This is a genomic window from Nonomuraea sp. NPDC048826, from assembly GCF_043198225.1.
Classification (GTDB): domain Bacteria; phylum Actinomycetota; class Actinomycetes; order Streptosporangiales; family Streptosporangiaceae; genus Nonomuraea.
Map to the genome: position 1 here is coordinate 154,977 of NZ_JBICUQ010000010.1, position 17,570 is coordinate 172,546.

Annotated in this window: 18 protein-coding genes and 1 tRNA gene; 15 read left to right on the forward strand and 4 right to left on the reverse strand. The window is 70.6% G+C overall.

All coding sequences use genetic code 11. The features are described 5' to 3' along the window. Position 1 precedes the first annotated feature (1 nt). The 14 genes from ACGFI7_RS33500 to ACGFI7_RS33565 all read left to right on the forward strand — a co-directional run bounded on the left by ACGFI7_RS33500 (position 2) and on the right by ACGFI7_RS33565 (position 11,321). Positions 2-949, forward strand: a complete 948-nt coding sequence (locus ACGFI7_RS33500; RefSeq protein ID WP_393411736.1) for a MazG family protein — start codon at positions 2-4, stop codon at positions 947-949. Between the two features lie 57 nt (positions 950-1,006). Then, positions 1,007-2,284 (forward strand): phosphopyruvate hydratase, encoded by a 1,278-nt coding sequence (gene eno / locus ACGFI7_RS33505; RefSeq protein ID WP_393411739.1) that lies wholly within the window; start codon positions 1,007-1,009, stop codon positions 2,282-2,284. A 67-nt stretch (positions 2,285-2,351) separates the two neighbouring features. Further along, entirely contained in the window at positions 2,352-2,780 is a 429-nt protein-coding gene (locus ACGFI7_RS33510) for a septum formation initiator family protein (protein WP_393411741.1), read from the forward strand. Further along, entirely contained in the window at positions 2,770-3,258 is a 489-nt protein-coding gene (locus ACGFI7_RS33515) for a DUF501 domain-containing protein (RefSeq protein ID WP_393411743.1), read from the forward strand. The genes ACGFI7_RS33510 and ACGFI7_RS33515 overlap by 11 nt, the downstream gene beginning before the upstream one ends. Beyond that, complete coding sequence (locus tag ACGFI7_RS33520; protein ID WP_393411745.1) at positions 3,249-4,196, forward strand: exopolyphosphatase; 948 nt, start codon at positions 3,249-3,251, stop codon at positions 4,194-4,196. The genes ACGFI7_RS33515 and ACGFI7_RS33520 overlap by 10 nt, the downstream gene beginning before the upstream one ends. 201 nt (positions 4,197-4,397) lie before the next feature. Beyond that, positions 4,398-5,816, forward strand: a complete 1,419-nt coding sequence (locus tag ACGFI7_RS33525) for a hypothetical protein (RefSeq protein WP_393411747.1) — start codon at positions 4,398-4,400, stop codon at positions 5,814-5,816. 113 nt (positions 5,817-5,929) lie between these two features. Next, positions 5,930-6,724 carry a uracil-DNA glycosylase gene (locus tag ACGFI7_RS33530; protein ID WP_393411749.1) on the forward strand — a complete coding sequence of 265 codons (795 nt, stop codon included), beginning with the start codon at positions 5,930-5,932 and terminating at the stop codon, positions 6,722-6,724. Between the two features lie 95 nt (positions 6,725-6,819). After that, entirely contained in the window at positions 6,820-8,136 is a 1,317-nt protein-coding gene (locus ACGFI7_RS33535) for an NAD(P)/FAD-dependent oxidoreductase (RefSeq protein ID WP_393411751.1), read from the forward strand. Between the two features lie 109 nt (positions 8,137-8,245). Beyond that, positions 8,246-8,743, forward strand: a complete 498-nt coding sequence (locus ACGFI7_RS33540; protein WP_393411753.1) for a glycine cleavage system protein R — start codon at positions 8,246-8,248, stop codon at positions 8,741-8,743. Between the two features lie 98 nt (positions 8,744-8,841). Beyond that, on the forward strand, positions 8,842-9,336 hold the full coding sequence (locus ACGFI7_RS33545) for a peptide deformylase (RefSeq protein ID WP_393412165.1): 495 nt from the start codon (positions 8,842-8,844) through the stop codon (positions 9,334-9,336). 49 nt (positions 9,337-9,385) lie between these two features. Next, positions 9,386-9,458 (forward strand) — tRNA-Leu (locus ACGFI7_RS33550). A gap of 168 nt (positions 9,459-9,626) precedes the next feature. Continuing rightward, positions 9,627-10,412 (forward strand): Bax inhibitor-1/YccA family protein, encoded by a 786-nt coding sequence (locus tag ACGFI7_RS33555; protein WP_393411755.1) that lies wholly within the window; start codon positions 9,627-9,629, stop codon positions 10,410-10,412. A gap of 158 nt (positions 10,413-10,570) precedes the next feature. Continuing rightward, positions 10,571-10,804 carry a DUF4287 domain-containing protein gene (locus ACGFI7_RS33560; RefSeq protein ID WP_393411757.1) on the forward strand — a complete coding sequence of 78 codons (234 nt, stop codon included), beginning with the start codon at positions 10,571-10,573 and terminating at the stop codon, positions 10,802-10,804. Between the two features lie 106 nt (positions 10,805-10,910). After that, a complete protein-coding gene (locus ACGFI7_RS33565; protein WP_393411759.1) occupies positions 10,911-11,321 on the forward strand; it encodes a PPOX class F420-dependent oxidoreductase in 411 nt (136 codons plus the stop codon). A 22-nt stretch (positions 11,322-11,343) separates the two neighbouring features. On the opposite strand, the gene ACGFI7_RS33570 is transcribed toward ACGFI7_RS33565, so the two are convergent. From ACGFI7_RS33570 to ACGFI7_RS33580, 3 genes are all read right to left on the reverse strand, one after another. Beyond that, complete coding sequence (locus ACGFI7_RS33570) at positions 11,344-12,561, reverse strand: acetyl-CoA C-acetyltransferase (protein ID WP_393411761.1); 1,218 nt, start codon at positions 12,559-12,561, stop codon at positions 11,344-11,346. 235 nt (positions 12,562-12,796) lie between these two features. Next, complete coding sequence (locus ACGFI7_RS33575; RefSeq protein ID WP_393411763.1) at positions 12,797-14,131, reverse strand: PQQ-binding-like beta-propeller repeat protein; 1,335 nt, start codon at positions 14,129-14,131, stop codon at positions 12,797-12,799. Between the two features lie 58 nt (positions 14,132-14,189). Then, positions 14,190-15,176: an SGNH/GDSL hydrolase family protein gene (locus ACGFI7_RS33580; RefSeq protein ID WP_393411765.1), complete on the reverse strand. Its 987-nt coding sequence runs from the start codon at positions 15,174-15,176 to the stop codon at positions 14,190-14,192. A 127-nt stretch (positions 15,177-15,303) separates the two neighbouring features. Between ACGFI7_RS33580 and ACGFI7_RS33585 the strand changes: the two genes are divergently transcribed. Next, complete coding sequence (locus ACGFI7_RS33585; protein WP_393411767.1) at positions 15,304-16,674, forward strand: cystathionine beta-synthase; 1,371 nt, start codon at positions 15,304-15,306, stop codon at positions 16,672-16,674. Here the strand turns inward: ACGFI7_RS33585 and ACGFI7_RS33590 are convergent. Next, positions 16,671-17,528: an NAD(P)-dependent oxidoreductase gene (locus ACGFI7_RS33590; protein ID WP_393411769.1), complete on the reverse strand. Its 858-nt coding sequence runs from the start codon at positions 17,526-17,528 to the stop codon at positions 16,671-16,673. The two genes, ACGFI7_RS33585 and ACGFI7_RS33590, sit on opposite strands and share 4 nt — an antisense overlap. Between the last annotated feature and the right edge of the window lie 42 nt (positions 17,529-17,570).

Genomic DNA, 17,570 nt, shown 5'->3' on the forward strand with positions numbered 1-17,570 from the left:
CATGCCGCTCGTCGTCGTCACCACCTCGCCGCGCGTCGCGCCGGGGCTGCTCGGCCACCAGGCGTGGCGGGCGTTCCGGTCGGGCCCGGTGCTGACGGGCACGCCAGGCCATCCGCAGCTGCCGTACCTCGCCGACGCGGGGGTGGCGGTCGAGGTCGTCACTCCCGACGCGCCCGCGCTGGTCGCGCGGGCGGCGGCGGGGGAGACCGTGGTGTGGCTGGCCCGCGAGAGCGGCGACGGCGACGAGGAGTTCATGCGCGCGCTCGGCCACGCCGCGCTGGCGGTGGACGACCCGCCGGTGATCGAGGTGGTGCCCGGCTCGTACGACCTGCCGGGGGCGCGCGTGCTCGATCTCGTACGGGTGATGGACCGGCTGCGCACCGAGTGCCCGTGGGATCGCAAGCAGACGCACGAGTCGCTGGTGCCCTACCTCCTCGAAGAGGCCTACGAGGTGCTGGAGACGATCGAGGACGGCGACCACGCCGCGCTCCGGGAGGAGCTCGGCGACCTGCTGCTCCAGGTGGTCTTCCACGCGCGGGTGGCCGAGGATTTCGACATGGACGACGTGGCCGCCGGCATCGTCGACAAGCTGGTGCGCCGCCATCCCCACGTGTTCGGCTCGGTCCGCGCGGAGAGCGCCGACGAGGTGAACGACAACTGGGAGGCGATCAAGGCCGCCGAGCGGGCCTCCCGGGGCGACGAGTCGCTGTTCGACGGCGTGCCGATGGGCCAGCCGGCGCTGTCGCTGGCGGCGCAGCTGCTGCGCCGCGCCGAGCGCTCCGGGGTGCCGGAGAGCCTGGCCGCCGCGGTCGGCCAGGGGGTCGCCCGCGAGCTGTTCGACCTGGTGAAGCGGGCGCGTGAGGCGGGCCTGGACCCGGAGGCGGAGCTGCGGGCGGCGGCGCGGACGTATCGCGACCGGGTGCGGGCCTGGGAGTCGCGCCGGTCGTGATGCCCTCTACCGATAGGCTCTGAACGCATATTGCCTATCGATTCAGGAGCGCATCCCGTGGCTACCATCGAGGTCGTTTACGCTCGCGAGATCCTCGACTCCCGGGGCAACCCCACGGTCGAGGTCGACGTGGTGCTCGACGACGGCAGCACCGGCCGGGCGGCGGTGCCGAGCGGCGCGTCCACCGGCCAGTTCGAGGCCGTCGAGCTGCGTGACGGCGACGAGCGTTACGGCGGCAAGGGCGTGCGCAAGGCGGTGCTGGCCGTGACCGACGAGATCTTCGACGAGATCCACGGCGTCGAGGCGGAGGACCAGCGCATCGTCGACCAGATCATGATGGATCTGGACCGTACGCCCAACAAGGCGAAGCTGGGCGCCAACGCGATCCTCGGCGTCTCGCTGGCCGTGGCCAAGGCCGCCGCCGACAGCGCCGACCTGCCGCTCTTCCGCTACCTCGGCGGCCCCAACGCCCACCTGCTGCCGGTGCCGATGATGAACATCCTCAACGGCGGCGCGCACGCCGACACCAACGTCGACATCCAGGAGTTCATGATCGCGCCGATCGGCGCGGAGACGTTCGGCGAGGCGGTGCGCATGGGCACCGAGGTCTACCACACGCTCAAGAAGGTGCTGAAGGAGAAGGGCTACGCGACCGGTCTCGGCGACGAGGGCGGGTTCGCGCCCAACCTGCCGTCCAACCGCGACGCGCTCGACCTGATCCTGGTGGCCATCGAGCGGGCGGGCTTCACCCCCGGTGACGACGTGGCGCTGGCCCTGGACGTGGCCGCCTCCGAGTTCCACCAGGACGGCGTCTACACGATCGACGGCAAGGGGCTGTCGGCCCAGGAGCTGATCGCCTTCTACACCGACCTGGTCGACAACTACCCGCTCGTCTCCATCGAGGACCCGCTCGACGAGGAGGACTGGGAGGGCTGGAAGGCCATCACCGCCGCGCTCGGCGACCGGGTGCAGCTCGTCGGCGACGACCTGTTCGTGACCAACCCGGAGCGGCTGGCGCGCGGCATCGAGGAGGGCACCGCCAACGCCCTGCTGGTCAAGGTCAACCAGATCGGCACCCTCACCGAGACGTTCGACGCGGTCGACCTGGCCCACCGCAGCGGCTACCGGTGCATGATGAGCCACCGTTCCGGCGAGACCGAGGACACCACGATCGCCGACCTGGCGGTGGCGACCAACTGCGGCCAGATCAAGACGGGCGCCCCGGCCCGTTCCGACCGGGTGGCGAAGTACAACCAGCTGCTCCGCATCGAGGAGCTCCTCGACGACGCCGCCCGTTACGCGGGTCGCGCGGCTTTTCCGCGTTTCCGGCGCTAGTTTCGGGTAGCCCGCGGCGGTACGTCGCCGCCGCGGGCGGTTCGTAGGCGAAGTGGGGGTGCCGGACGTGGCGAAGAGACCGCAGCTGACGGGGCGGGCCGCGATCCTCGCGGTGGTCGTCTGCGCCATCGCGATGAGCCTGGCCTATCCCGTCCGCACCTACATCGCGCAGCGGCGCGACATCGCCGAGCTGCGCGAGGAGAAGGCCAGGGTGGAGGCCGAGCGGCAGCGGCTGCTGGCCGAGAGCCGTCAGGTCAGCGACCCCAACTGGGTCAAGCGCACGGCCAAGGAGCGCCTCCACTACTGCGGCGTGGGCGAGCGGTGCTTCGTGGTGATGGACCCCGACCCGGGTAAGGGGCAGACGGCGGCCAAGCAGCAGGCGCAGCAGCCGCCGTGGTACCAGACGTTGTGGGAGTCGGTCCAGGCGGCCGACAGCGGCACGGGCAGGCGTGCGACAGAGCAGGCCGCGGGGCAGAAGGAGAGCGTTGGACAGTAAGGACGCCGAGTCCGTCGAGAAGCAACTGGGGCGGCCGCCCCGGGCGCTGCGCGGGGTGGCGCACCGCTGCCCGTGCGGCAACCCCGACGTGGTGGAGACCGCGCCGCGGCTGGCCGACGGCACCCCGTTCCCCACGCTCTACTACCTGACCTGCCCCAAGGCGGCCTCGGCCATCGGCACGCTGGAGAGCTCGGGGCTGATGCGCGAGATGCAGGACAGGCTGGCCGACGACCCCGAGCTGGCGGCCGCCTACCAAGCCGCGCACGACTCCTACCTGGCCCGGCGCGACGAGGTCGCCGCGGAGGACGGGCTGGAGCCGTTGCCGGCCGGCACGCAGAGCGCGGGCGGCATGCCGCTGCGGGTCAAGTGCCTGCACGCGCTCGTCGCGCACGAGCTCGCGGCGCCGGGAAGCAACCCGTTCGGCAGGGAGGCGCTGGACGCACTCCCCGACTGGTGGAGTGACGGACCATGCGTGTAGCCGCCATCGACTGCGGCACCAACTCGGTGCGCCTGCTCGTGGCCGACGTGGGCGAGGGTGTGCTCGCCGACGTCGAGCGGCGGATGGAGATCGTGCGCCTGGGGCAGGGCGTCGACCGGACCGGGCGGCTGGCGCCGGAGGCGCTGGAGCGCACGTTCGGCGCGATGCGCGGCTACCGCAAGCTGATCGACCAGCACGGCGCGACCGCGACCAGGGTGGTGGCGACCAGCGCCACCCGCGACGCGGCGAACCGGCAGGAGTTCACCGACGGGGTCCGGGAGATCTTCGGCGTGGAGCCCGAGGTGATCTCGGGGTCGGAGGAGGCCGAGCTGTCGTTCACCGGCGCCACCAAGGGGCTGGTGCGGCTGTCGCCGGAGACCGAGGTGCCGCAGGGTCCGCTGCCGCCCTACCTGGTGGTCGACATCGGCGGCGGCTCGACGGAGTTCGTGGTGGGGTCGGAGCACGCCGAGTCGGCGCTCTCGGTCGACATCGGCTGCGTGCGGCTGACCGAGCGTCACCTGCGCGACGCCGGTGACCCGCCGTCCGCGCCGGCGCTGGAGGCGGTGGTGGCCGACATCGAGGCCGCGCTCGCCCGCGTCGAGGACGAGGTGCCGGTACGCGACGCGCACACGCTCGTGGGGCTGGCCGGTTCGGTGACGACGGTGGCGGGCATCGCGCTCGACCTGCCCGCCTACCTCCCGGAGCGGATCCACCACGCGCGGATCTCCGCCGAGCAGGTGCACGACGTGACCCGGCGGCTGCTGGCGATGACCCACGACGAGCGGGCGGCGCTGCCGGTGATGCACCCGGGCCGGGTGGACGTGATCGGGGCGGGGTCGCTGATCCTGGACCGGATCGTTCGGAGGTTCGGGTTCGCACAGGTCGTCGTGAGTGAACACGACATTTTGGATGGAATCGCCTGGTCTATCGCCCATTAAGTCGCGAATTCTGCACATTTCGTCTGCCGTGCCGTATTGAATGCGCATTCCCTCTTGTGCTTTAGTGATCTTTGCAGTACGGGGGCTTTGCCATATGGCCGGGCAGAGATGAGTGTCGGCGTGGCAACCGTTCCCGTGTGCGTTCGTTCTCTCACGGAATGGAGTCACTCTCCTATGAAGTCCTCTGCCTTAGTGCGGAAGGTGGCCGCTTTCGCGTCCACCGCCGTGCTGGCCGGCCTGGTCGCCGGTCTGGCTGCCAGTCCCGCACAGGCGGCCACCGCCGCCAAGCCGCGGGCCAAGGCCAAGGTGTCGGTCTCGACGCCGAAGGCCTCCGAGCGCGCCTACCAGGGCACGTGCCCGGCGGACATCACGTTCTCCGCCACGGTCAAGCTGAAGCTCAAGGGCAAGACCACGCTCGCCTACCGCTGGATCCACGGCGACGGCTCCAGGAGCAAGGTCAGCACCCGCAAGGTGTCGGGCAACGGCACCAAGTTGATCAAGGTCTCCGAGAAGGCCACCTTCAAGGGTGACGTCAAGGGCTGGCAGCGCCTCGAGGTGCTCAGCCCGCGCAAGGTCGTCTCCAAGAAGGGCTACTTCTCGGTCGACTGCATGGAGCTCAAGCCCATCCGCACCGACAAGGACCTGCGCGTGTCGGCCCGTGCCTGGGCGAGCCCGTCCGAGTACGTGGGCTACTGCACCCCCGGCTCGAAGATCGACTTCGTCGGCAGGATCTCCGTGAACCGGCCGGCCTGGGTCCGCTACCGCTGGGTCGTCAACGGCAAGACGGTCGACTACGGCAAGCTCAAGGTGCGCGACTCGCGCAAGGTCGGCGTCGGCTTCTCGCCCCGTGAGAGCCACCGCGGCTCGGCGGTCCTGGAGGTCCTCAGCCCGGACCGCGCGGTCTCCAACCGTGCCTACTACTCGGTCCACTGCAAGACCCACACCCCGCCCGCGCACCGGGTGAAGGTCGACGCCTCCAACCTGGTGACGGCGACCAACCACGACGGCTGCAAGGTGAGCGCGCACGCCAGGGTGAGCGCGAGCGGCGCCGACCGCGTCCGCTACGTGTGGTCCGTGAACGGCGAGGTCGTCGACTCGGGCGTCACCACCTTCCACCGCGGTGGCGGTTCGAAGACGGTGAACCTGTCCGAGACCGCGCTCTCGGGTGCGGCGAAGAACGGCGGCAGGATCCGTCTGGCGGTCATCGGCTCCCAGGACAGCGACACCATCTCGCAGTCCTACGCCGCCTGCCAGGCTCCCAAGCCGACGGTCTCCGTCTCGTCCGTCGCGGTGACGGGTCAGCGCAACGAGATGTGCGCCGACAACCGGGGCCCGGGCGTCGACTTCAAGGCGACGCTCACCAGCACCGGCCCGGCCACCGTCAAGTACTACTGGGTGATCAACGGCAAGCGTGACCACAACACGCTCGAGCGCCAGGTCAACGGCAGCCTCGACGTGACGTGGGGGGTCGGCGGCACCCACGGTGCCTCCGTGACCTCGGGCTCGATCGAGCTCGTCGTCATTAGCCCCAACGCGACCTCCTCGGGTGCGACGGCGTTCAACGCGACCTGCCCCGCCCCGGCGCCCACGCAGACGGAGAAGGCCGAGCAGCCTGCTTGATCGGCCGAGGTGAAGCCGGGCGGTCCGGCTGATCCCGAACCGGGCGGCGTCCTCGTGACGCCGCCCGGTTTTCCTGTTCTGAGCGGTCCGGCGGGTCGGGCACCATCGATGTCATGAGCTTCGTACCTCCCGGCTCCGGGTGGCCTGACGACCCGGCGAGCGCCGACACCCCGGTCGCCCGCGATCCGGCCGGCGTGCGCGATCTGGCGGCCGCCAGCGGCACCCTGGCCGAGCTCACGGCCAGGCAGTCGGTCTGCCGGGCCTGCCCGCGCCTGGTGGCCTGGCGTGAGGAGGTGGCCGAGGTCAAGCGGCGGGCCTTCGCGGACGAGACGTACTGGGGACGCCCGATCGCCGGCTGGGGCGAGGACCACCCGCGCGTGCTCATCGTCGGCCTGGCCCCCGCCGCCCACGGCGGCAACCGGACCGGCCGGATCTTCACCGGCGACCGGAGCGGCGACTGGCTGTTCGCCTCGCTGCACCGCACCGGCCTGGCCGCGCAGGCGACCAGCACCCACGCCGGCGACGGCCAGAGGCTGATCGGCGCCAGGATGGTGGCGTCGGTGCGCTGCGCGCCCCCCGCGAACAAGCCGCTGCCCGAGGAGAAGGCCGCCTGCTACCCCTGGCTGGTCCGTGAGCTCGCGCTGGTGGCTCCGGACGTCCGGGTCGTGGTCGCGCTCGGCGGCTACGCCTGGCAGGCCATGTGGCCCGCGCTCAGGGAGGCCGGCTACGCCCTGCCGCGCAGCCGCCCGCCGTTCGGGCACGGCGTCGAGCTGACGATCTCGTACGCGGACGCGCCCGTCACGCTGCTCGGGTGCTACCACCCGAGCCAGCAGAACACGTTCACCGGCCGGGTCACGGCCGAGATGCTCGACGCGGTCTTCACCCGGGCGGGCGAGCTGGCAGTGTGACGCATCCCATCACGCCGGGATTGGCGCCCCGGGGGGACGTGCACATAAGCTTGTGAATGCTTTCACAAGCATTCTGCGAGGGATGAGGCCTCAGGATGAACAAGCACATCTTGATCGTCGGCGGTGGATACGTCGGCCTCTACACCGCGTTGCGCCTGCAGCGCGGCCTGCGCCGTGAGCTGCGCGACGGCTCCGTGAGCATCACGATCATCGACCCCCAGTCCTACATGACCTACCAGCCGTTCCTGCCGGAGGCCGCAGCGGGCAACCTCTCGCCCCGGCACATGGTGGCCCCGCTCCGGCGGGTGCTGCCCAAGGTGCGGATCCTCAACGGCCGGGTGACCAAGGTCAACCACTCGGCCCGGACGGTGACCTTCCAGCCGCCCGAGGGCGACGCCCGCGAGGTCGCCTACGACGTGGTCGTCATGGCCGCCGGCTCGATCTCCCGTACGCTCCCGATCCCCGGGCTCACCGACATCGGCATCGGCTTCAAGACCGTGGGCGAGGCCATCGCGCTGCGCAACCGGGTGCTCCACCTGCTCGACGTGGCCGAGTCGACCGACGACCCCGAGGTGCGGCGCAGGGCCCTGACCTTCGTGGTCGTGGGCGCGGGCTTCGCCGGCGTCGAGGCGCTGGCCGAGCTGGAGGACATGGCCAAGGACTCCACCCGTTACTACCGCAACATCCGGCCGTCGGACGTCCGCTGGGTGCTCGTGGAGGCGTCTAACCGGGTGCTGCCCGAGGTGGGCCCCGAGATGGGCCGGTGGACGCTGGAGCAGCTGCGCGAGCGCGGCATCGACGTCCGGCTGGAGACCCGGCTGGAGTCGTGCGAAGGCGGCCACGTGGTGCTGTCGGACGGCACCGAGTTCGACGCCGAGACCCTGGTGTGGACCGCGGGCGTCAAGCCCAGCCCGATCGTCAACTCCAGCGACCTGCCGCTCGACGCGCGCGGCCGGATCAAGGCCGCGGCCACCCTCGCCGTCGAGGACGCGCCCGGCGCCTTCGCGGCGGGCGACGCGGCGGCGGTGCCCGACCTGACCGACCCGGGCGAGTTCTGCGCCCCCAACGCCCAGCACGCGGTGCGCCAGGCGAAGGTGCTCGGCGACAACATCATCCGCTACCTTCGCGGGCATGACCTGGTCGAATACAGGCACAAGTATGTCGGATCGGTCGCCGGTCTCGGCCTGCACCAGGGTGTCGCCAACGTCTATGGCATCAAGCTTCGCGGATTCCCTGCGTGGTTCATGCACCGCACTTACCATCTGTCGCGGGTGCCGACGCTGAACCGCAAGGTCCGCGTCGTCGTCGACTGGACTCTGGCCCTCTTCTTCAAGCGGGAGACCATCTCCCTGGGAGAGATGGAACACCCGCGCGATGGCTTCAGGGCCGCGGTGGCGACGATGCGTCACTGAGCCGCTGACCCCGAATCGGCGAGCGGATCGGCTGGCGCCCCGGCGACCGCCGGGGCGTTTCCGGCGTCCACGGCCGATCGGAGGGGGATCGCGAGTGGGGCTGTCAGCGGTGACTGTGTTGGGCATGGATCAGCCGGGGGTGATCGCCGAGGTCACCGGGTCACTGGCCAGCTGCGGGGTGAACGTCCAGGATTCCGCGATGACGCTGCTCGGCGGGCACATCGCCATGATGCTGCTGGTCAACAGCGAGTTGAGCACCGACGAGCTGACCAAGCACCTGGCCGCGCCGGACCTGGTGGTGACCGCCACCGCCGTCGCGGTCCGCCGCGACTTCCGGCGCATGGGCAAATGGCTCACGTACGTGCTCACGGTGCACGGGCCCGACCGCAGGGGGATCATCTCCGCCGTCAGCGCCGTGCTCGCCGCCGACGGCGGCAACATCACCGGGATGAGCACCCGACTCAGCGGCAAGCTGTACGTGCTCATCGCGGACGTCGAGCTGCCGGAGAAGGTGGACGTCGCCGACCTGATGCGGCGGCTGGCCGCCGTGGGCGCCGGGCTCGACGCCGAGATCACGTTCCGTCCCGTCGAGCCGGACGTGCTGTGACCGGCCCGGCGGCGACCGGCGCGGCCGTCACGCGGGCGGTGCCCGACCCGGCCGTCACGTGGGCGGCGGGCGCCGCCGTGCCGGGGACCGCCCGGCCGGTGCTCTCCGCGCCCCATCCCGTCCTGTCGTCGCCGGCCGAGCAGGTCGACCCCACCGCGCCCGCGGTCGTGGCCGCCGCGGCCGACCTTCTCGCCACCCTCCGCCACGAGCCGGCCATGACCGGCCTGGCGGCCCCTCAGATCGGGCTGAGCTGGCGCCTGATCGCCTTCGACGTCCGCCACCACCCTCGGGCCCGCTCGGGGGCCGGAGAGCTCGTCGTCGTCAATCCCCGCCTCGCGGAGGCCGCCCGCTGGGACTGCGGGCGCGAGGGCTGCGCCTCTGTCGCGGGCCTCACCGCCGATGTCCGGCGGGCTACACATATCACCGTACGTGGGCGTTTGCCAGGAAGCGGACAGCCAGTCACCATCGAAGCTGACGCATTCGAAGCGAGGTGTATTCAGCACCAACTGGACCATCTGGACGGCATACTCTTCCTGGACAGAGTGTCTGGAGCCCTATCACTTCACCGCAGACTTCACAGTTGTGGCGGGTGATGCGAAGTTGTGCCCACCGGAAGCATGGTCCGTTTCGTATGATTGCGGCGCCCCCGTAGCCCAATGGCAGAGGCAAACCCCTTAAAAGGGTTGCGGTGCGGGTTCGAATCCCGCCGGGGGCACCGGCTCTCTACCACGGGTAATACACCGAATTTCGGCTTTACAACGACGGGAACTTCCGGCGGGTGACGTACGTTGTCCCCCGTGCTGAAGTCTCGAACCTACATAGATCTGAGCGCTAGTTGACCTAGGTGCCGTCCGGTCCCATAGGCTCGGCGCAGGAGGCAGCGATGCAGAGCAAGAACCCCGTATTCAGCAAGAAGCAGTCGACCGGCTGGGGCGGCCAGGCGCCGACGCCCCAGCAGTTGCAGAACATGTACGACTCCCCGTCGTACGCTCCGCCGACGCAGCCCGCCTACCGCACGATGACGCTCGACGACGTGGTGGTGCGCGGCTTCATGACGCTCGGCACGCTCGTCGTGGCGGCGGCCGCGGCCTGGTACTTCGACGTGCCCCTGGCCCTGGCCATCGGCGCCTCGATCGTGGCCCTGGTCCTCGGTTTGATCGCCTCGTTCACCATGAGCACCAACCCGGCGCTCATCCTCGGCTACGCGGCCTTCCAGGGTGTCTTCCTCGGCGCCGTGAGCAGCGTGTTCGACCAGCAGATCAACGGCATCGTGGTCCAGGCGGTGCTCGGCACGGCCATGGCCTTCGGCGGCACACTCGCCGTCTACACGCTGCGGATCATCCGCGTCACGCCCAAGCTGGTCAAGTACGTGGTCGCGGCGGCCGTCGCGGCGCTCGGCCTGATCCTGGTCAACCTGATCGCCGGCTTCTTCATCCCGGGCGGCCTCGGCCTGCGCGACGGCGGCCCGCTGGCCATCGTCTTCAGCGTCGCGATGATCCTCATCGGCTGCTTCTTCCTGCTGCTCGACTTCGACTCGATCGAGCAGGGCGTCAAGGAAGGCGCCCCGGAGAAGTTCGCCTGGCAGTGCGCCTTCGGTCTCACGCTGAGCCTGGTCTGGATCTACATCGAGATGCTCCGGCTCATCAGCTACTTCACCAGTAGCGACTGACCTCAGCAGCACCAGAGGGCCTCGCCGTTCGGCGGGGCCCTCTCTTTGTGCGACGGGAAATCAACCTGCCGTGACAAAAGGATCGTGGGCTGGGGTCTTGCCTTTCCGCAGGTGGTGTTGCAGTGTCAAGCAAAGGACCTTAATCCGTGGAGGTGCCCATGTCGCTGAACCACTCACCGGAGACGCAGACGAAGCTCATCGCAAGAGTCCCCACCATCACGGGACGCGAACTCCCAGAGTGGTTCCAAGCCATCGACAACGGCCCGGCATTCCTGAGGTGCGACGAACGGGCCAACTGGCTCGCCGACGAGCACGGGCTGACCCACGGCTACGCCGCCGCGATCGTTCACGAGCACGAGCGGTTCCGCCGTAACCGCATGGGCTTCATCTAAGCCCCCACCGCCTACCCTGCGCCCGTGCCGCGGCACGGGCGCAGCCATGAGCGTCCCGACGGCACGACGACCCCCCTCCACGACGCCGGCCGTAGGATGATCGCCTATGGATCTGGACAGAGCGCGAGACTTCCTCGCCCGCAACCACAGGGCCGTCATGCTGACCCGGCACGCCGACGGACGTCCGCAGCTGTCGCCGGTCACCGTCGGCGTCGACGCCGAGGGCCGCGTCGTCATCAGCTCGCGCGAGACCGCCGTCAAGGTCCGCAACGCGCGCCGCGACCCGGAGGTCGCCCTCTGCGTCTTCACCGACGCGTTCTTCGGCGAGTGGATCCAGGTCGACGGCACCGCCGAGGTCATCTCGCTGCCGGAAGCCATGGACCACCTGGTGTCCTACTACCGCGACATCTCCGGCGAGCATCCCGACTGGGACGACTACCGCGCGGCCATGGTCCGCGACCGGCGGGTCGTCGTCCGCATCACCCTCAAGAGGGCCGGGCCCGACTTCCACGGCTGAGCCCGGCCCCCCGGCGGGGTCGCTAGCTCAGGCGCTCCAGGAGCAGCGCCATGCCCTGGCCGCCGCCGACGCACATGGTCTCCAGCCCGATCGTCTTGTCGTGGTGCTGGAGGCTGTTGATCAGCGTCGAGGTGATGCGGGCGCCGGTCATGCCGAACGGGTGCCCGACCGCGATGGCGCCGCCGTTCACGTTCAGCCGGTCGAGGTCGATGCCGAGCTCGCGGTAGGACGGGATCACCTGGGCGGCGAACGCCTCGTTGATCTCGACCAGGTCGACGTCCTCGATCGCCATGCCGGCCCGGGCCAGGGCCTGCTTGCTGGCCTCGACCGGGCCGAGGCCCATGATCTCCGGCGACAGGCCGGAGACGCCGGTCGCGACGATCCGCGCCAGCGGGGTGATGCCGAGCTCGGCGGCCTTCGTGTCGCTCATCACGACCACCGCGGCGGCGCCGTCGTTCAGCGCGCAGCAGTTGCCCGCCGTCACCGTGCCGTCGGGACGGAAGACCGGCTGCAGCGTGGAGACCTTCTCGTAGGTGGTGCCGGCGCGCGGGCCGTCGTCCTTGCTGACCACGGTGCCGTCGGGCAGCGTCAGCGGCGTGATGTCCTTCTGCCAGAACCCGTCGGCCAGCGCCTTCTCCGCGAGGTTCTGGGACCGTACGCCGAACTCGTCCTGCTCCTGGCGGCTGACGCCCTTGATCTGGGCGACGTTCTCGGCCGTCTGGCCCATGGCGATGTAGACGTCGGGCACCTGGTCGTCCTCGCGCGGGTCGTGCCAGGTCTTGCCGCCTTCGGCGTAGGACTTGGTCCTGGCCCCGGCGTCGCCGAAGATCGGGTTCATGGTGTCGGGCAGGGAGTCGGAGTTGCCCTTGGCGAACCGCGAGACGGCCTCGACGCCGGCGGAGATGAACACGTCACCCTCGCCGGCCTTGATCGCGTGGTAGGCCATCCGGGTGGTCTGGAGCGACGAGGAGCAGTAGCGGGTGATGGTGGTGCCGGGCACGTCGTCCAGGCCCAGCATCACGGCGACCACGCGGCCCATGTTGTAGCCCTGCTCGCCGCCCGGCAGGCCGCAGCCGAGCATGATGTCGTCGATGGAGTGCGGATCCAGCTGGGGCACCTTGGCGAGCGCCGCCTGGATCATCTGGACGGTCATGTCGTCGGGGCGGATGTCCTTGAGCGACCCCTTGAAGGCCCGCCCGATGGGCGAGCGGGCGGTAGAGACGATGACGGCCTCGGGCATGGCCCCTCCTTTGTCGGCAGAGTATTAGAACTATATTCCAATACTCTGCGAACGCCAGGACCGGCCCCCGTCCATTCGCGGCGACGTGCCATGAGACCCTGATCAACAGGGAGGGCCCGGCGATGACGGCTACTCGCCGGGCCCTACCCGCGTGCCGCCCACCCGATGCCCGAAGGCGTCGCGTCGGCGGCCGTGCCGGGCCGATCCCCTGGGGCCCGGCCCTTCTCCAGGGAGGTCAGCCGTACATTCCCGGGGTGGGCGCGGTGCCGTCGTGCACGGCGTGCACGGCGCCCTTCTCGTCGCGCCAGAGCCGCCAGCCGTCCTGGCTCCCGGTGAACCAGGGCGGCGGCGCCGGCGCGGCCTGGACCCGCTTGCCGGTCGCCAGGTCGTACTCGCACACGGCGGCGATCGAGTAGAAGCCCGGCGCCTGCCCGCGCAGCGGCAGCGGCTTGGGGTCGGTCACGCAGAAGGACCACCCGCGCTGCTCCTCGACGGGCACCGGCTTGCCGCTGACGAGGTCGAAGGCGGTGCCCTTGTGGTCGTGCTTGAGGAAGCCGAGCTTCTCCATGCGGCTGGGGAACGCCAGCCACCAGCCGGAGCCGGGCACGTCGGCGGCCGTGATCTGGCCGATCACCCGCCCGTTGCCGGCGTCGAGCCGGGCGAACCCGCCGTAGGCGCCGCGCTGGTCGACCGGCCGCACCACGGGGGCGTGACCGGGGCTGCCGCTGGGGTAGACGCGCACCACCGAGGGCCGCATCCAGTTGATCGTGCCGTCGCTGATCTTGACGGAGAACAGCCCGAACGCCGAGGTCTTCTTCGTCTTCGGGCTGGTGTAGGGCGCGACGTAGCCGATCAGGTCTTCGCCGGTGGCGCCGAACGCCCAGCCGCCGGACATGTCGATGCCCGGCCCCAGCGCCTGCTCGATCGGCTGCTGCCACTGCAGCTTGCCGGTCTTGAGCTCGTACGACTCGAGCGTCGGGTTCTTGGCCAGCCGGAGCATCACGACCTGCCGGGAGTCGGACCACTCGACCTCGGCGATGCCGGGCAGCTTCCAGAGCTGCGCGCCGGTGGCCGGGTCGAGGACCACCACGCGGGCCGAGGAGAGCGCGGTGTGCTCGGACAGGCACAGGTAGGGACCGCAGCGCTGCGGGCCGAACGTGGAGTGGACCGGCCTGGTCCACTTCTGCCGGCCGGTGCGGGCGTCGCGGGCGATGATCGTGGCCTTCCAGCGGCCCTTCTTGGCCGGGTCGAGGGCAGCGACGACCGCCTGACCGCCCGTCGTCTCGACGACGGCGGGGGCGGAGACGCCCATGCCGGGCAGCCGGCCCGCCATGGTGGCGGGGTGGGCCCAGAGCTTCTTGCCGTCGGCCAGGTTGAGCGCGACGGTCTCGAGCGTGCCGTCGGGCTTCATGGAGGTGGTGGTGACCACCCCGCCGGCCGTGGACATCCGGCTGACCGCGTTGACGCCGGAGGCGTGCCAGCTGGGGAAGTCGGTGGTGGCGGCGTCGCTGCCGGAACAGCCGGCCAGGGTCAGGGTCCCGGCGAGGGCGAGGGTGAAGGGCCGGAGCACGGGCAAATCCCTCCAAAGGGACGGCGAGTGACGGCTCCGGCTCGGAGAGTGACCGGATCTAGGCGTCGTTGAGCTGCCCTCCGAGCCGACGGCGGCGGAACAACGTGGCCCACCTGCCGTGGGCGCCGGTCGTCCGCCCGTCGACCCGAGTGGCCGAAACCTCGGTGCCGGGCTCCTCCGCGGCCGTCGCCGCCGCAAGGTAGATCGGTTGCAGACCTTCGCCGGGCTCGGGTCGCGGTTCGGGCCACAACCCCAACGCGGCGCATACAGAAGGTAGCACCGCGTAAGCAGCCTGTGCGTAACCTCGGTCAGATGGATGGAAACGATCCGGTCCGAACATCTCGCCCGGATTTGCGTGGAATTCGTGGCCCAGCAGGTCCGCGAACGCGACCGTACGGCCGCCCGCCTCGACCACCGCGACCGTCTGCGCGGCGGCGATCTGGCGGCTCCAGCGGCGCGCCACCCAGCGCAGCGGCTGCGCGATCGGACGGACCGTGCCCAGGTCGGGGCAGGTGCCGACGACGACCTCCGCGCCCGCCTCGCGCAACCGGCGCACCGCCTTGATCAGATGGCGCACCGCGGTGGCCGGCGGCGTCTTGGTGATGACGTCGTTGGCCCCGACGAAGATCACGGCCACGTCCGGCGGGTTCGTCAGCACCGCGTCCACCTGCTCGCCCAGATCCGCGGAGGGCGCCCCCGACTTGCCCACGACCCGCAGGTCCACCGGCCGCTCGGCGACCGCGGCGAGCCCGCAGGCGATCAGCACAGCGGGCGTCCGGCCCGGATCGGTCATGCCCAGCCCGACCGAGGTGGAGTCGCCGAGCATCGCCATCTTGAGCGGCGGGCCTTCGCCGTCGCCGTAGAGGCCGTCGGACGGCGGTCCGTCCAGGCCGTGCGGGGTGCCGATCGTGCGCCGGGCCAGCAGTCCTTCGGCGATCAGCAGCCCGTACGCGGTGGCCCCGAGCGCCGTCAGGCCGCCCCCGCCGAGCGCCGCCGCCGCCGCGATCCTGCGCGCGGCCCGCGCCGCGCCCGCTGCCCACACCATGTGCGTTGTCCTCCCATCCGACCTCGGCGGTAGCGTTTGGTTGAAACTAGCCGAGTGCCCGCCACCCTCACGGGTTCCCGGCCACGGATCGGCTGACCAAGCTTCGGTAAAGAAGGTGAACACCTCGGTGCGCGTACATGATTCCCTGGTCGAGCTCATCGGCAACACGCCGCTCGTCCGCTTGCACAAGGTTTCGTCAGGGCTGCCCGCCCAGGTCCTCGCCAAGGTCGAGTACTTCAACCCGGGCGGTTCCGTGAAGGACCGCATCGCGGTCCGCATGATCGAAGCGGCCGAGGCCGCCGGCAAGCTCAAGCCCGGAGGCGTCATCGTCGAGCCGACGTCCGGAAACACCGGCGTGGGCCTGGCGATCGTGGCCCAGCAGAAGGGCTACCGCTGCCTGTTCGTGGTGCCCGACAAGGTGGCGCAGGACAAGATCTCGGTGTTGCGCGCGTACGGGGCCGAGGTGGTGGTCTGCCCGACCGCCGTCGCGCCCGACCATCCTGAGTCCTACTACTCGGTGTCCGACCGGCTGGCCCGGGAGATCCCCAACGCCTGGAAGCCGGACCAGTACTCCAACATCGACAACCCCGAGTCCCACTACCACTCGACCGGCCCGGAGATCTGGGAGCAGACCGAGGGCCGGATCACCCACTTCGTGACCGGCATCGGCACCGGCGGCACGATCAGCGGCACCGGCCGCTACCTCAAGGAGGTCTCCGGCGGCCGGGTGAAGATCGTCGGCGCCGACCCCGAGGGATCGGTCTACTCCGGCGGCTCGGGCCGGCCCTACCTGGTGGAGGGCGTCGGCGAGGACATCTGGCCCGACACCTACGACACGAACATCTGCGACCAGATCATCGCGGTGTCCGACAAGGACTCTTTCAACATGACCCGCCGGCTGGCCCGTGAGGAGGGGCTGCTCGTCGGCGGCTCGTGCGGGATGGCCGTGGTGGCGGCGCTCCAGGTGGCTGCCGAGGCCGGGCCCGACGACGTGGTCGTGGTGCTGCTGCCCGACGGCGGCCGCGGCTACCTGTCCAAGATCTTCAACGACGACTGGATGGCCGACTACGGCTTCCTCACCACCTCGTCCGGCGAGGAGCTGGTCGGCGACGTGCTGGCCCGCAAGGGCGAGGGGCTGCCCAAGTTCGTGCACGCCCACCCGCACGAGACGGTCGGCACGGCGATCTCCATCATGCGCGAATACTCGGTGTCCCAGCTGCCGGTGATGAAGGAGGAGCCGCCGGTCATGGCCGCCGAGGTGGTCGGCTCCATCGTGGAGCGCGACCTGCTGGAGGCGCTCTACCGCGGCAAGCTCTCCTCCGACGACCCGATCGCCGACCACATGTCGTCCCCGCTGCCCATGATCGGCAGCGGCGAGCCGGTGTCACGGGCGGTCGAGGCGCTGGAGAAGGCCGACGCCGCGGTCGTGCTGGAGGAGGGCAAGCCCGCCGGGCTCCTCACCCGGCAGGACCTGCTCGCCTTCCTGGCCAACCACTAGGGCTTCTCGATCGACTCCACCACGGCGGCGATGCCCTCGTCGCCGTGGCCCTCGGCGTCGGCGCGGGCGAACAACCGGTGCAGCGCCTCCGGCACCGTGGTCTCCAGCCCGGCGTCGCGCAGCGTCTCCACCACGTGGCCCATGCCGACGGCCTGCATGCGCAGGCTGTTCTCGTCGCCCGGGTAGACGCCCGACTCCAGCTCACCGGCGAGGATGGTGAGGAAGCCCATCGGGCCCTCGCCGGCCAGCTCGCCGTGCAGGCCCTTGGCGAAGGGCGCGAACGCGGTCGGCGGCACCCCCGCCCTCCGCAGCAGCGCCGCCGCGTGCATGAAGCTCGTCAGCGCCGACCAGAAGATCAGCAGCTGGGCCTGGTAGTAGAGCATCGCCAGCCCGGGGTCCGCGCCGACGTAGGTCACCGCCGACAACGCCTCCAGCGTGCCCGCGTGCCGGTCGAACGCGTCCTTCGGGCCGCTGTAGAACGTGTACGCGCCCGGCTGGCCCACGCCGGGCGGCGGCACCATGATGCCCGCCGTGACGAGCGTGCCGCCGCGCCCTGCCACCCACGCGGCCGCCTCCCGCAGCTCGGCGGGCGTGCCGGAGCTCAGGTTGACCAGCGTCTTCCCGTCCAGCCTCGCCTCGCCGAGACTGTCGTACATCGCCTGATAGTCGAGCTGGCTGATCACCAGCAGCTCGCCCGTCGCGGGCTCCGCCGCCAGGGCGGCGCCCTTGGCCACCAGCTTGTCGGCCTTGCTTGTCGTACGGTTCCACACGGTCACGTCGTGACCCGCCGCCATGAACGCCTCGGCCATGGCGGTTCCCATCGGCCCCAGGCCGATCATTGTCACTTCACTCATGAATCCAGCCTGGGATGCGGCGCTTCGGAAATCCTTACGGCC

Bases quoted from the DNA above. Each gene is read 5' to 3' on its own strand.
- ACGFI7_RS33500 (WP_393411736.1), top strand. From the start codon at position 2: ATGCCGCTCGTCGTCGTCACCACCTCGCCGCGCGTCGCGCCGGGGCTG.
- ACGFI7_RS33520 (WP_393411745.1), top strand. From the start codon at position 3,249: ATGCGTGTAGCCGCCATCGACTGCGGCACCAACTCGGTGCGCCTGCTC.
- ACGFI7_RS33530 (WP_393411749.1), top strand. From the start codon at position 5,930: ATGAGCTTCGTACCTCCCGGCTCCGGGTGGCCTGACGACCCGGCGAGC.
- ACGFI7_RS33535 (WP_393411751.1), top strand. From the start codon at position 6,820: ATGAACAAGCACATCTTGATCGTCGGCGGTGGATACGTCGGCCTCTAC.
- ACGFI7_RS33555 (WP_393411755.1), top strand. From the start codon at position 9,627: ATGCAGAGCAAGAACCCCGTATTCAGCAAGAAGCAGTCGACCGGCTGG.
- ACGFI7_RS33560 (WP_393411757.1), top strand. From the start codon at position 10,571: ATGTCGCTGAACCACTCACCGGAGACGCAGACGAAGCTCATCGCAAGA.
- ACGFI7_RS33565 (WP_393411759.1), top strand. From the start codon at position 10,911: ATGGATCTGGACAGAGCGCGAGACTTCCTCGCCCGCAACCACAGGGCC.
- ACGFI7_RS33570 (WP_393411761.1), bottom strand. From the start codon at position 12,561: ATGCCCGAGGCCGTCATCGTCTCTACCGCCCGCTCGCCCATCGGGCGG.
- ACGFI7_RS33580 (WP_393411765.1), bottom strand. From the start codon at position 15,176: ATGGTGTGGGCAGCGGGCGCGGCGCGGGCCGCGCGCAGGATCGCGGCG.
- ACGFI7_RS33590 (WP_393411769.1), bottom strand. From the start codon at position 17,528: ATGAGTGAAGTGACAATGATCGGCCTGGGGCCGATGGGAACCGCCATG.